This window comes from Teichococcus aestuarii, from assembly GCF_042651065.1.
GTDB lineage: Bacteria > Pseudomonadota > Alphaproteobacteria > Acetobacterales > Acetobacteraceae > Pseudoroseomonas > Pseudoroseomonas aestuarii.
Genome location: NZ_JBHSCH010000003.1, coordinates 97,589 through 110,002, shown reverse-complemented (window position 1 = coordinate 110,002; position 12,414 = coordinate 97,589). Strand labels below are relative to the sequence as shown.

The following is a 12,414-nucleotide window of genomic DNA, read 5'->3' as shown; positions in this document are numbered from 1 at the left end:
CGCGAGGGGCTCCCTACTCGGCGGCGGCGGGCAGGGCCGCGCCGTCCTTGGCATGGATGATGGACCAGATCTTCAGCGGTGTCGCCGGCATCTCGACATGGGTCACGCCATAATCACGCAGCGCGTCCACCACCGCGTTGATGACGGCGGGCGGCGAGCCGATGGCGCCCACCTCGCCACAGCCCTTCACGCCGAGCGGGTTGTGCGTGCACAGCGTGGTGCTGGTGGAGACGCCGAAGGAGGGGATCTGCGTGGCGCGCGGCATGGCGTAGTCGTTGAAACTGGCGGAGAGCAGCTGGCCCTCGGCATCGTAGACCGTGTTCTCGATCAGCGCCTGGCCGATGCCCTGGGCCAGCCCGCCCTGGATCTGCCCTTCGACGATCATCGGGTTGATGACGCGCCCGACATCGTCGCAGGCGGTGAAGGCGACCACGGCCACCTCCCCCGTCTCCGGGTCGATCTCAACCTCGCAGATGTGGCAGCCGCCGGGATAGGTGAAGTTCTTCGGGTCGTAGAAGGCGGTCTCCTCCAGCCCGGGCTCGATCTCCTCGATCGGGTAGTTGTGCGGCACGTAGGCCGCCATGCTGATCTCGGCGAAGGCCTTGGCGCGGTCGGTGCCGGCGACGCGGAACTGGCCGTTGCTGAACTCGATATCCTCGACCGAGGCCTCCAGCAGGTGGGCGGCGATCTTCCTGCCCTTGGCGATGATCTTGTCCATCGCCTTGACCATGGCGCTGCCGCCGACGGCCAGGCTGCGCGAGCCGTAGGTACCCATGCCGAAGGGGATCTTGCCGGTATCCCCATGCACGATCTCGACCTGCGAGAGCGGCACGCCGAGCTGCTCCGAGACAAGCTGGGCGAAGGTGGTCTCATGCCCCTGCCCGTGGCTGTGCGTGCCGGTGAAGACCGAGACGCTGCCGGTGGGATGGACGCGGATATTGGCCACCTCGTACAACCCCGCCCGCGCGCCGAGCTGCCCCACCAGCTTGGAGGGCGCGATGCCGCAGGCCTCCAGATAAGTCGAGACGCCGATGCCGCGCAGCCTGCCGCGCGCCTTCGCCTCGGCGCGGCGGGCTTCGAAGCCGGCATAGTCGGCGCCGCGCAGCGCCTCGCGCAACGTCGCCTCGTAGTCGCCGCTGTCATATTGCAGGGCGACCGGCGTCTGGTACGGGAACTGGTCGGGTCGGATGAAGTTCTTCCGCCGGATCTCGATGCGGTCCATCCCCATCTCGCGCGCCGCGACGTCGACGAGGCGCTCCAGCAGGTAGGTCGTCTCGGGCCGCCCGGCGCCGCGATAGGCATCGACCGGCACGGTGGAGGTGAACACCGCCTTCACCTGCCCGTGGATGGCCGGGGTGGTGTAGACGCCGGCCAGCAGCGTGGCCGAGAGATAGGTCGGCACGGCGGGCGCGAAGGTGGAGAGGTAGGCGCCCATATTCGCCAGCGTCGAGACGCGCAGGCCGAGGAACTTCCCCTCCCGGTCCAGCGCCAGCTCGGCGGTGGTGACGTGGTCGCGCCCATGCGCGTCGGAGAGGAAGGCCTCGCTGCGCTCGCAGGTCCACTTCACCGGCCGCTTCAGCTGCGCCGCCGACCAGGTGACGATGGCCTCCTCGGCATAGTGGTAGATCTTGCTGCCGAAGCCGCCGCCCACATCGGGCGCCACCACCCGCAGCCGGTGCTCCGGCACCTTCAGCACGAAGGCGCCCATCAGCAGCCGGATGACATGCGGGTTCTGGCTGGTGGTGTAGAGGGTGTGCTCGCCGCTGTGCGGGTCGTAGTCGCCGATGGCCGCGCGCGGCTCCATGGCGTTCGGCACCAGCCGGTTGTTGGTGGTCTCGAAGCGGACCACCTTGTGCGCCGTGGCGAAGGCGGCGTCGGTCGCAGCGGCGTCGCCGATCTCCCAGTCGAAGCAGACATTGCCGGGCGCGTCGTCGTGCAGCAGGGGCGCGCCGGGCGCCAGCGCCGCCGCCATGTTGGAGAGCGCCGGCAGCGGCGTGTAGGAGACGGCGATGGCCTCCGCCGCGTCCCGCGCCTGGTTGCGGGTCTCGGCCACCACCACGGCCACCGGGTCGCCCACATGGCGCACCTTGCCGCTGGCGAGGACCGGGTGCATCGGCTCGGCCATCACCTGGCCGCCCTTGCCCGTCACCTGCCAGCCGCAGGGGATGCCGCCAAGCCCGGCCGCCTCGATGTCGGCCGCCGTGTAGACGGCCTGCACGCCCGGCATGGCGGCGGCCGCGGCGGTGTCGATGCCGTCGATCCGCGCATGCGCATAGGGGCTGCGGAGAATCCAGGCATGCAGCTGGCCGGGACGGTTGAGATCGTCCGTGTACTGCCCGCGGCCGGAGAGGAAGCGGAGATCCTCCCGGCGGCGGACACTGGCCCCGATCCCCTCGGAGGGGTGGGTGGTGACATTCATGGACTTCGCCTCCCTAAGGCGTGCGGAACGCTTCTGTCTCGCGCCGGCCTTATATGGCCGGTCGTCGTCGTCAGCGGCGGCTGCGCGCGGCCTAGCCGGCGCGCGCCAGCTCCGGCGTGCGGCCCTGCATCACATCGGCGGCGGCGGCGATCGCCTTGACGATGTTGTGGTAGCCGGTGCAACGGCAGATGTTGCCTTCCAGCCCCTCGCGGATCTCCTGCTCGGACAGGCCCTGCGGGTGCTTCTTCACCAGGTCGATGGCGCTCATCACCATGCCCGGCGTGCAGAAGCCGCATTGCAGGGCGTGATACTCGCGGAAGGCCTCCTGCATCGGGTGCAGCGTGCCATCGGCGGCGGCCAGCCCCTCGATGGTGGTGACCTGCGCGCCATCGGCCTGCACGGCCAGGATGGTGCAGGACTTCACGCTGTCCTCGCCCATCTGCACCACGCAGGCGCCGCACTGGCTGGTGTCGCAGCCGACATGCGTGCCCGTCAGGCGCAGCTTCTCGCGCAGCACTTCGACCAGAAGCGTGCGGGCTTCCACTTCAACGGTGTGGCTCTTGCCGTTCACGGTCAGCGTGACTTGCGGCATGCCGCGTCTCCCCCATGCAGACGGCGCCGCGCGACGCGGCGTCCCTGGGGGAAGGGTCATCCAAGCACGGGCAGCCCGTCAAGCGGGCGCATGTATCCTGGGCGTGACGTTTAGCACAGCACGACGCGATTGAGAAGCGTTCTCATCTCATGGCCAGGAAAAAGGGGGCCATGGCCCCCTTCCCCGCGCCTCAGGCCAGCGTGGCCGAGACGCCGCGGGCCAGCGGGTTCTTCTCCGCCGGCAGATCATGCAGGTGGCAGGCGGCCCATTGCCCCGGCGTGGTCTGCTGCAGCTTGGGCTCGTCGCTGCGGCAGCGGTCGAAGGCATAGGGGCAGCGGGTGTGGAAGCGGCAGCCCGTGGGCGGGTTGATCGGGCTCGGTACGTCGCCCGTCAGCACGATGCGCTCGCGCGCCGCGCCCGGCTCCGGCACCGGCACGGCGGAGAGCAGCGCCTCGGTGTAGGGGTGCTTCGGCGCCCCGAACAGCTCCCGCCGCGGCGCGATCTCGACGATCTTGCCGAGATACATCACCGCCACGCGGTGCGTCATGTGCTCGACGATGGCCAGGTCGTGGCTGATGAACAGCATCGCCAGGCCGAGCTCCTTCTGCAGGTCCTGCAGCAGGTTGACGATCTGCGCCTTCACCGAGACGTCGAGCGCCGAGACCGCCTCGTCGCAGACGATCAGGTCCGGCTCGCCGGCCAGGGCGCGGGCGATGCAGATGCGCTGCCGCTGCCCGCCCGAGAATTCATGCGGCCAGCGGTTCACGGCGTCGCGCGGCAGGCGCACCGTGTCCATCAGCTTCGCCACCCGCTCGTCGAGGTCGGCGCTGTTCTTGGCCAGGCCGAAATTGCGGATCGGCTCGGCCAGCAGGTCCTTCACCCGCATCCGCGGGTTGAGGCTGCTGAAGGGGTCCTGGAACACCACGCCGATGCGCCGGCGCAGCGGCCGCAGCTTGCCCGCGCTGAGGTCGTCGATGCGCTGGCCGTCCAGCACCACCTGCCCGGCCGTCGGCGGGAACAGCCGCAGCAGCGCCTTGCCGACGGTGGACTTGCCGCAGCCGGATTCGCCCACCAGCGAGAGCGTCTCGCCCTTGTCGATGTGGAAGGTCACGCCGTCCACGGCATAGACTTGGCCGGTGGTGCCGCCGAAGAAGCCGCCCTTGATGGGGAAGTGCTTCTTGAGGTCGTTCACCTCCAGCAGCGGGCGGGCGCCCCGGTGGGCGTTCGCCTGGGCCGCCGGGTGGGCGTTCGCGTGGGCGGGGTGGGTTCCCATGGTCATGCTCATGCGGCGACGGCCTCCTTCACCGCGTAGTGGCAGGCGGCGACATGGCGCGGCGCCTTCTCTTCCAGCGCCGGCGCCACCTCGCGGCAGAGATCGGTGGCGTACGGGCAGCGGCTGGCGAAGACGCAGCCCTGGATCTTCTGCTTCAGGCTGGGCACCAGGCCGGGGATCTCGGCCAGGCGCTCGGTGGTGCCATCGAGCGAGGAGCCGAGCTTGGGCACGGCGCCGAGCAGGCCCTGGGTGTAGGGGTGCTTGGGTGTGCGGAACAGGTCCTCGACCCGCGCCTCCTCCACCTTGCGGCCGGCGTACATGACGATGACACGCTCGGCCACCTCGGCCACCACGCCGAGATCGTGCGTGATCAGCACGATGGCGGCGCCGACGGTGCGCTTGAGGTCGCGCATCAGGTCGAGGATCTGCGCCTGGATCGTCACGTCGAGCGCGGTGGTCGGCTCGTCGGCGATCAGCAGCTTCGGATTGCAGGCGAGCGCGATGGCGATCATCACGCGCTGGCGCATGCCGCCCGAGAGCTGGTGCGGATATTCCTTCACCCGCTTGGCGGGCGCCGGGATGCCGACCAGCGTCAGCATCTCCACCGCCTTGGCCTCGGCCTGGGACTTGGAGAGCCCCTGATGCAGCCGCAGCGCCTCGCCGATCTGCTGGCCGATGGTCAGCACCGGGTTCAGCGAGGTCATCGGCTCCTGGAAGATCATGCTGATCTCGTTGCCGCGGATGGCGCGCATCTCGCGCTCCGACAGCTTCAGCAGATCCCGCCCCTCGAAGCGGATGGAGCCGGCGAGCTTGCCCGGCGGCTCGGGGATGAGCCGCAGGATGGACATGGAGGTGACGGACTTGCCGCAGCCGGACTCGCCCACGATGGCGACGGTCTCGCCCGCCTCCACCGAGAAGGAGAGCCCGTCGACGGCGCGGTTCACGCCGCCATCGGGGGTGCGGAAATGCGTCTGGAGGTTCTCGACTTCGAGCAGCGCCATGGCGTTACACCCGCTTCGCCGCGCGCGGATCGAGCGAATCCCGCAGGCCGTCGCCCAGCAGGTTCACCGCCAGCACGGTGATGGAAAGGAAGATGGCGGGGAAGAACACGATGTAGGGCTTCACCTGCCACAGCGCCCGGCCCTCGGCCATGATGTTCCCCCAGGAGGGGATGATGGGCGGCGTGCCCGCGCCGATGAAGGAGAGGATGGCCTCCGTGATCATGGCGCTGGCGCAGATATAGGTGGCCTGCACCGTCATCGGCGCCAGGGTGTTGGGCAGGATGTGGCGCCAGATGATGACCGGCGTGCGGGTGCCGCAGGCCACGGCCGCATCCACATAGGGCTGCTCGCGAAGCGAAAGCACCACGCCGCGCACCAGGCGCGAGACGCGCGGGATCTCGGCCACCGTGATGGCCAGGATGACGTTGCCGACCGAGCCGCGCGTCAGCGCCATCAGCGCGATGGCGAGCAGGATGGAGGGGATCGACATCAGCCCGTCCATGACGCGCATGATGATGCTGTCGGCCCAGCGGACGAAGCCGGAGACGAGGCCGATGAACAGGCCGATGACCGAGGCGAAGAAGGCCACGCCGAAGCCCACGATCAGCGAGACGCGGGTGCCGTAGAGCACGCGGGAATAGACGTCGCGCCCCAGCATGTCGGTGCCGAACCAATGGGCGGCCGAGGGGTCGCGCGTGCGCATGACCGGCGCCAGAGCGGTCGGGTCCTTCGTCCACAGGAAGGGGGCGAAGACGGCGACGCCGATCATCAGCAGCAGCAGTGCGCCGCCGAAGGCGATGGTGGGGTGGCGCATCAGGTAGCCGAGGAAGCCCTTGCGCGGCTGCTTCGGCTGCATGACGTCCGGCGTGGGCGCCGCCGCGGCGACGTCCCGACGCGACACGGCGCCCGGGGGCAGGATGGTGGTGCTCAATACCGGATCCTCGGGTCGAACAGGGTGTAGCTCAGGTCAATGAGGAGGTTGACCAGCACGTAGACGAAGCTGAACAGCAGGATCACGCCCTGGATCACCGGGTAGTCGCGGCGCAGGATGGCGTCCACCGTCAGCCGGCCGAGGCCGGGGATGGCGAAGACGCTCTCCGTCACCACCGCGCCGCCGATCAGCAGCGCGACGCCGATGCCGATGACCGTGACGATCGGCACGGCGGCGTTCTTCAGGGCATGCACGAACAGCATGGTGCCCTGCCCCGCGCCCTTGGCGCGCGCCGTGCGGATATAGTCCTGCTGCAGCACCTCGAGCATGGTGGCGCGGGTGATGCGGGCGATCAGCGCGATATAGACGCCGCCCAGCGCCACGGAGGGCAGCACGAGGTTGGACAGCCACGGCCCCAGCCCCTCCGCGAAGGGGGTGTAGCCCTGCACCGGGAACCAGTCCAGTTCCAGCGCGAAGTAGTAGGCCAGCAGGTAGCCCACCACGAAGACCGGCACCGAGAAGCCCAGCACGGCGAAGGCCATCACCGCGCGGTCGATCCAGGAGCCGGCCTTCCAGGCGGCGACCACGCCCATCGGCACGGCGATGCTGATGGCGAGGAACAGCGTCACCACCATCAGCGAGAGCGTCGGCTCGATGCGCTGGGCGATCATCCGCGTCACCGGCAGGTTGGTGAAGATGGAGACGCCGAGGTCGCCCCGCAGGATGCGGAACACCCACTCCCCGAACCGCACCAGGAAGGGGCGGTCGAGGCCGAGGCTGGCGCGGATCCGCTCCACATCGGCCGGCGTGGCCTGGTCACCCGCGATGACCGCCGCCGGATCGCCGGGGGCGATGTAGAGCAGGCTGAAGACAAACAGGGCCACGATCGCCATCACGGGGATCGTCGCCAGGACACGTCGGACGATGTAGGCGAACATGCTTTTCGATCAGCTCTTGGTGACGCCCCAGAAGAACGGGATCGGCGCCTTCACGACGCCGGACACGTTCTTCCGCCAGGCCTGGTAAGAGAGGAAGAAGCCGGTCGGGGCGTAGAGCCCGAAATCCATGGCTTCCTTGTTCAGCTTGTCGATCGCGGCCTTCTCCGCGGTCATGTCGGGGGCGGCGAACCACGCATCGCGCGCCGCCTCGATGGCTTCACTCTTCGGCCAGCCGAACCAGGCGCCATCGCCATTGGCGCGGATCGCCGTGTAGGCGGCCGGGTTGATGCAGTCGGCGCCGGCATGCCAGGTGTGGAAGATGTGCCAGCCACCCTGGCCGGGCGGGTTCTTCATGGCGCGGCGGCTGCCCACCGTGCCCCAGTCGGTGGCGACGAAATCGACATTCATGCCGATCCGCTTCAGCAGGTCGGCGCTGACATCGCCGAAGGCCTTGGTGATCGGCTGGTCCTGCGCCACCAGGATGGTGATGGGCTGGCCGTCATAGCCGGCCTCCTTCAGCAGCTTCTTGGCGCCCTCGTAGTCGCGCTTGCCCTTCAGGATGTCGCCGCCCACCTCGGTGTAGAGCGGCGTGCCGGGGGTGAAGAAGGAGGGCATGGACTTCCACAGCTCGGGGTTGTCGCCCACGAGCGCGCGCATGTAGTCCTCCTGGCTCAGCGCCATCATGACGGCGCGGCGGGCGCGCGGGTCGTTGAACGGCGCGTGCAGGTGGTTCATGCGGAAGCTGCCGACATTGCCCAGCGGATCGGCGATGTCGACATTGACGTTGCGGTTGCGCTTCAGCAGCGGCACCAGGTCGGCGATGGGGTTCTCCCACCAGTCCACCTCGCCATTCTGCAGCGCGGAGGAGGCGGTGGCCGGATCGGGCATGATGACCCACTCCACCTTGTCCACCATCACGCGCTTGCCGCCGGCCATCCAGTCGGCTGCCTCTTCGCGCGGCACATAGCCATCAAATTTGGCGAAGGATGCCTTGGCGCCCGGCACCCACTCGTCCTTCACGAAGCGGAAGGGGCCGGAGCCGACATACTCGGTGATCTGCTGGAACGGATCGGTCTTCGCGATGCGCTCGGGCATGACGAAGCTGCAGGGCGAGTTGTTCTTCGCCAGTGCCAGCAGCATCTTCGGGTAGGGCTGCTTCAGCGACCAGCGGAAGGTGCGGTCGTCCACCGCTACCAGTTCGTTCTGGATGGCGCGGATCATCTGCCCCATCGGGTCACGCACCGCCCAGCGGGCCATGCTCGCCACCGCGTCCTTGGCCAGCACCGGCTCGCCATCGTGGAACTTCAGGCCGGGGCGCAGCCTGAAGGTCCAGGTCAGACCGTCGGCCGAGACCTCCTCGCTCTCCACCATCTGGCGCTGCGGCTGCAGCTTGGAATCGAAGCCGTAGAGCGTGTCCCACACCAGCATGGCGGCGTTGCGGACGACATACTGCGTGCCCCAGATGGGGTCGAAATTGGCGAGATTCGCCTGCGGCACGAAGCGCAGCGTGCGCGCGCCCGCCCCCTGCGCCAGCGCCGGCGCGGCGAGGCCGCCGCCCAGCGCCGTGGCGCCGCCCGCCCCCGCCGCGAGCTTCAGGAAAGACCTGCGTTCCATCGTCATGATCCTTCGTCTTCCAGCATTTGGCCGTTCCGGCCGTTTGCCGGCCCGCCGACCCCCGGCCCTGTGCCCGGGAGATGCTGGCGGCGGGCCAGCATGTTTTGTGCCATCCGAGCCGGTGCCATCCAAGCCGGTGCCATCCGGGCCGGAACGCGCCGGTCCGGCGCGGCTAGGCCTTCTCGATGTTCCAGAACACGGTGGAGGGCGAGCGCTGCACGCCGCGAAGGGTCCGGCGCCAGGCGGAGGGCTGCCAGTAATAGCCGAGCGGGACGTAGGGGATGGTCTGCATCGCCCGCTCATTCAGCGCATCACCGATCCGCTTCGCCTCGGCCGGGTCGCCCGCGCGGAGCCACGCGGCGCGCAGCCGCTCGATCTCCGGATCGTCCGGCCAGCCGAACCATGCATCCTTTCCATTGGCACGGAGCATCAGATGGATCGGCGGAAGGTTCAAGGAGGTGCCGAGCGAGGTGGTGTGGAACACGCTCCAGCCCCCCTTCTCGACCGGCTCGCGGCTCGCGCGCCGTTGCACCAACGTCCCCCAATCCACTGAAACAAATTCGACATTCATGCCGAGCCGCCGCAGCAGGTCGGCGGTGACGAGCGACAGCGCGTTGATCTGCGGGTAATCGCCTGGCGCTAGCAGCACCACCTTCTCGCCGGCATAGCCGGCTTCCTTCATGGCGGCCTGCGCGCGCTCCAGGTTGCGCGTCTTGAGGACCTCGCTGCCCTGCTCGGTTTCCAGCGCCGAGCCGCAGGTGAACACGCCGGGGCACTCGCCCCAGGCCTCGGGCGCCTCGCCCGCCACGGCGCGCAGGTAGTCACGCTGGTCCACCGCCATGGCCACGGCGCGGCGGATGGCGGGATTGTCGAAGGGTGGGTGCAGGTGGTTCAGCCGCAGGCAGCCATAGGTGCCCTCGCTCAGCCGCTGCTCCACCACCACGTCACGGTTGCGCTTCAGGAGCGGCAGCAGGTCGTGCAGCGGATATTCCCAGTAATCCTGCTCGCCGGTCAGCATGGCGCTTGAGGCAACGGCCGGGTCGCTGATCACGGTCCATTCCACGCGGTCCAGCAGCGGCCGCTTGGCGCCGGCGAGCCCATCCGGCGCGTCGTCGCGCGGCACGTAGCCGGCGAACTTCTCCCACACCGATTTCTGCCCCGGGTTCCATTCATCCGCCAGGAAGCGATAGGGGCCGGAGCCGATCGCCTCGCGGATTTGGGTGAAGGCGTCCACCTGCCCCAACCGCTCGGGCATGATGAAGGCGGGGGACGGGCTCTTGCCCAGGGCGAGGGCAAGATACGGGAAGGGCTGCTTCAACCGGAAGCGCAGCCGCCGGTCGTCGAGCGCGGAGAGCTCGTCAAGCGACATCCACAGCACCTGGCCGAAGGCGTCGCGCCGCGCCCAGCGGGTGATGGAGGCGACGCAATCCTTCGCCCGCACCGCCTCGCCGTCGTGGAACTTCAGGCCGGGCCGCAGGGTGAAGGTCCAGCTACGCCCGTCATCCTCCACCACCCAGCCTTCCGCCATCTGCGGCCGCGGCTGGTTGCGGGAATCGACGGCGGTCAGGGTGTCATAGACCAGGTAGCCATGGTTCAGCGTCACCACGGCGGTGGTCCAGAACGGGTCCAGGCTGGTGAGGTTGGCCTGCGGCACCACGCGCAGCGTGCGCGCCGCCGCGCCCTGCGCCAGGCCGGGGCGCGCCAGCGCCACTCCCGCCAGGGCCGCACCGGCCCCCAGCATGTTTCTGCGAGACAGTTCCGTCATTGCCATCCCCCTCGGGTTTCGGGCGCGTGGCGCCCTCTCCTCCTGCGTGCTGGCAGCGCCGGCGCATGGCCGGCCGGGCGGATGGCGCAACGCCTCCGCCTCTCCCGCACGGGATCGGAGCGTCACCCCCGCCTGCCCGTGCTCTCCCCTTCGCGAGTGGAACAGGCGGCGGCGGCGGCTGCAAGCGCCCTTGCCGCGAAAAGGCCACAAAAACGCAAAAAGGCCCCGGTCGGGGCCTTTCCGGCGCAAAGCCAAATTGTGCTCAGGCGTTGCGCTGCACGTTCCAGAACATGGGCAGGCCCTTCAGCACACCCGTCAGGTTGCGGCGATAGGCCCAGGCCTGGAAATACTGGCCGCAGGGCAGATAGGGCACGTCCTGGAAGGCCTGGAGCTGGATGTCGCGCGCGATGGCCTTCTGCGCCTCGAGGTCGGGCGCCTCGAACCAGGCATTGCGCAGCTCCTCCAGCCGCGGCGCGGTGGGCCAGCCGAACCAGGCGGACTGGCCGTTGCCGCGCAGCGCCTGCTGCACGCCAGGGTTGAACATGTCCACCCCGGCCCAGAAGGTGAAGAACATGCTCCAGCCGCCCTTCTCCGGCGGCTCCTTGCTGGCGCGGCGCTGCACCACGCTGCCCCAGTCGGTCGAGACGAACTCGACGTTCAGCCCGCACTTCTTCAGCATGTCGTGGCCGACCTGCGCCAGCGCGTTGAGCGAGGGGAAGTCCGAGGCGGCGATCAGCACCACCTTCTCGCCCTTGTAGCCGGCGGCGGCGAGGTCGGCCTTCACCTTGTCGTAGTCGCGGCGGCTGGTCAGCACCTCCATGCCGGCATCGGTGGCCAGCGGCGTGTCCGGCGGGAAGACGCCCACCCCCTCGCGCCACAGGCTCTTGTCGGTGCCGATCACCGCCGTCATGAAATCGGCCTGGCTGACGGCGCCGAGCAGCGCGCGGCGGATGGCCGGGTTGTTGAAGGGCGGGTGCAGGTGGTTGAACCGCGCCATGCCCATCAGGCCCGTCGGGTCCTGAATTTCCAGGTTGACGTTGCGGTTGCGGCGCAGCAGCGCCTGCAGGTCGCCCGGCGGCTGCTCCCACCAATCCACCTCGCCGTTCTGCAGGGCGTTGGCGGCGGTCGCCGCATCCGGCATCACATGCCATTCGATGCGGTCGAAATTCACCTTCTTCGGGCCGGCCGTCCAGCTCACCGGGCCGTCGGCGCGCGGCACGTAGTCGGCGAATCGCTCATAGACGACGCGCGCGCCCGGCACCCGCTCATCCGGCTTGAAGCGGAACGGGCCGGAGCCGATCATCTCCTTCACCGCCGTGGTGGCGTCGGTCTTGGCCAGCCGCTCGGGCATCATGAAGCAGACCGGCGTGGAGGGCTTGCCCAGCGCCTCGAACAGCAGCGGGAAGGGCTGCTTCAGGCGGAACAGGATGGTCTTGTCGTCGGGGGCGGAGAGCTCGTCCACCACCGTCATCATCACTTGGCCCAGCGCGTCGCGCTTCGCCCAGCGCTGGATCGAGGCCACGCAGTCGCGCGCCCGCACCGGCTCGCCATCGTGGAATTTCAGCCCGTCGCGCAGCGTCATGGTGACGCGGCGGCCATTCTCCTCGACGACATGGCCCTGCACCATCTGCGGCTGCGGCTTGTAGTCCTCGTCGAAGCCGTACAGCGTGTCCCAGATCAGGTAGCTGTGGTTCCGCGTCACATAGGCGGTGGTGATGATCGGGTCGGCCACGGCCAGGTCGGCCTGGGGCACGAACTTCAGCACCCGCGCGGCGCTGCCGCCGGTTCCCTGCCCGATGGCGAAGCGCGGCAGCGCGGTGGCGGCGGCGAGGCCCGCGGTGGCGCCCAGCAAGTGGCGTCGATACATGTCTTTCGGTCTCC

Annotated in this window: 9 protein-coding genes; all 9 read right to left on the bottom strand. The window is 69.1% G+C overall.

What is annotated here, in order from left to right:
• Positions 1-13: 13 nt before the first annotated feature.
• The 9 genes from ACFOY6_RS02530 to ACFOY6_RS02490 all read right to left on the bottom strand — a co-directional run bounded on the left by ACFOY6_RS02530 (position 14) and on the right by ACFOY6_RS02490 (position 12,400).
• Complete coding sequence (locus ACFOY6_RS02530) at positions 14-2,419, bottom strand: xanthine dehydrogenase family protein molybdopterin-binding subunit (RefSeq protein ID WP_379648737.1); 2,406 nt, start codon at positions 2,417-2,419, stop codon at positions 14-16.
• A 91-nt stretch (positions 2,420-2,510) separates the two neighbouring features.
• On the bottom strand, positions 2,511-3,011 hold the full coding sequence (locus ACFOY6_RS02525; RefSeq protein WP_109517711.1) for a (2Fe-2S)-binding protein: 501 nt from the start codon (positions 3,009-3,011) through the stop codon (positions 2,511-2,513).
• Positions 3,012-3,201: 190 nt separating this feature from the next.
• Positions 3,202-4,296 (bottom strand): ABC transporter ATP-binding protein, encoded by a 1,095-nt coding sequence (locus ACFOY6_RS02520; RefSeq protein ID WP_245906438.1) that lies wholly within the window; start codon positions 4,294-4,296, stop codon positions 3,202-3,204.
• Positions 4,293-5,285 (bottom strand): ABC transporter ATP-binding protein, encoded by a 993-nt coding sequence (locus ACFOY6_RS02515; protein WP_109517710.1) that lies wholly within the window; start codon positions 5,283-5,285, stop codon positions 4,293-4,295. Before ACFOY6_RS02515 ends, ACFOY6_RS02520 begins: the two co-directional genes overlap by 4 nt.
• Positions 5,286-5,289: 4 nt before the next feature.
• Complete coding sequence (locus ACFOY6_RS02510) at positions 5,290-6,216, bottom strand: ABC transporter permease (protein ID WP_219929758.1); 927 nt, start codon at positions 6,214-6,216, stop codon at positions 5,290-5,292.
• Positions 6,213-7,154 carry an ABC transporter permease gene (locus tag ACFOY6_RS02505; protein ID WP_109517709.1) on the bottom strand — a complete coding sequence of 314 codons (942 nt, stop codon included), beginning with the start codon at positions 7,152-7,154 and terminating at the stop codon, positions 6,213-6,215. Before ACFOY6_RS02505 ends, ACFOY6_RS02510 begins: the two co-directional genes overlap by 4 nt.
• A 9-nt stretch (positions 7,155-7,163) precedes the next feature.
• On the bottom strand, positions 7,164-8,768 hold the full coding sequence (locus ACFOY6_RS02500) for an ABC transporter substrate-binding protein (protein ID WP_379648734.1): 1,605 nt from the start codon (positions 8,766-8,768) through the stop codon (positions 7,164-7,166).
• Positions 8,769-8,940: 172 nt separating this feature from the next.
• Positions 8,941-10,524, bottom strand: a complete 1,584-nt coding sequence (locus ACFOY6_RS02495; protein ID WP_379648799.1) for an ABC transporter substrate-binding protein — start codon at positions 10,522-10,524, stop codon at positions 8,941-8,943.
• Between the two features lie 271 nt (positions 10,525-10,795).
• Positions 10,796-12,400 carry an ABC transporter substrate-binding protein gene (locus tag ACFOY6_RS02490; RefSeq protein ID WP_379634054.1) on the bottom strand — a complete coding sequence of 535 codons (1,605 nt, stop codon included), beginning with the start codon at positions 12,398-12,400 and terminating at the stop codon, positions 10,796-10,798.
• Between the last annotated feature and the right edge of the window lie 14 nt (positions 12,401-12,414).

Excerpts from the sequence above, each read along its gene's own strand:
- ACFOY6_RS02530 (WP_379648737.1), bottom strand. The coding sequence starts at position 2,419 with ATGAATGTCACCACCCACCCCTCCGAGGGGATCGGGGCCAGTGTCCGC.
- ACFOY6_RS02525 (WP_109517711.1), bottom strand. The coding sequence starts at position 3,011 with ATGCCGCAAGTCACGCTGACCGTGAACGGCAAGAGCCACACCGTTGAA.
- ACFOY6_RS02520 (WP_245906438.1), bottom strand. The coding sequence starts at position 4,296 with ATGAGCATGACCATGGGAACCCACCCCGCCCACGCGAACGCCCACCCG.
- ACFOY6_RS02515 (WP_109517710.1), bottom strand. The coding sequence starts at position 5,285 with ATGGCGCTGCTCGAAGTCGAGAACCTCCAGACGCATTTCCGCACCCCC.
- ACFOY6_RS02505 (WP_109517709.1), bottom strand. The coding sequence starts at position 7,154 with ATGTTCGCCTACATCGTCCGACGTGTCCTGGCGACGATCCCCGTGATG.
- ACFOY6_RS02500 (WP_379648734.1), bottom strand. The coding sequence starts at position 8,768 with ATGGAACGCAGGTCTTTCCTGAAGCTCGCGGCGGGGGCGGGCGGCGCC.
- ACFOY6_RS02490 (WP_379634054.1), bottom strand. The coding sequence starts at position 12,400 with ATGTATCGACGCCACTTGCTGGGCGCCACCGCGGGCCTCGCCGCCGCC.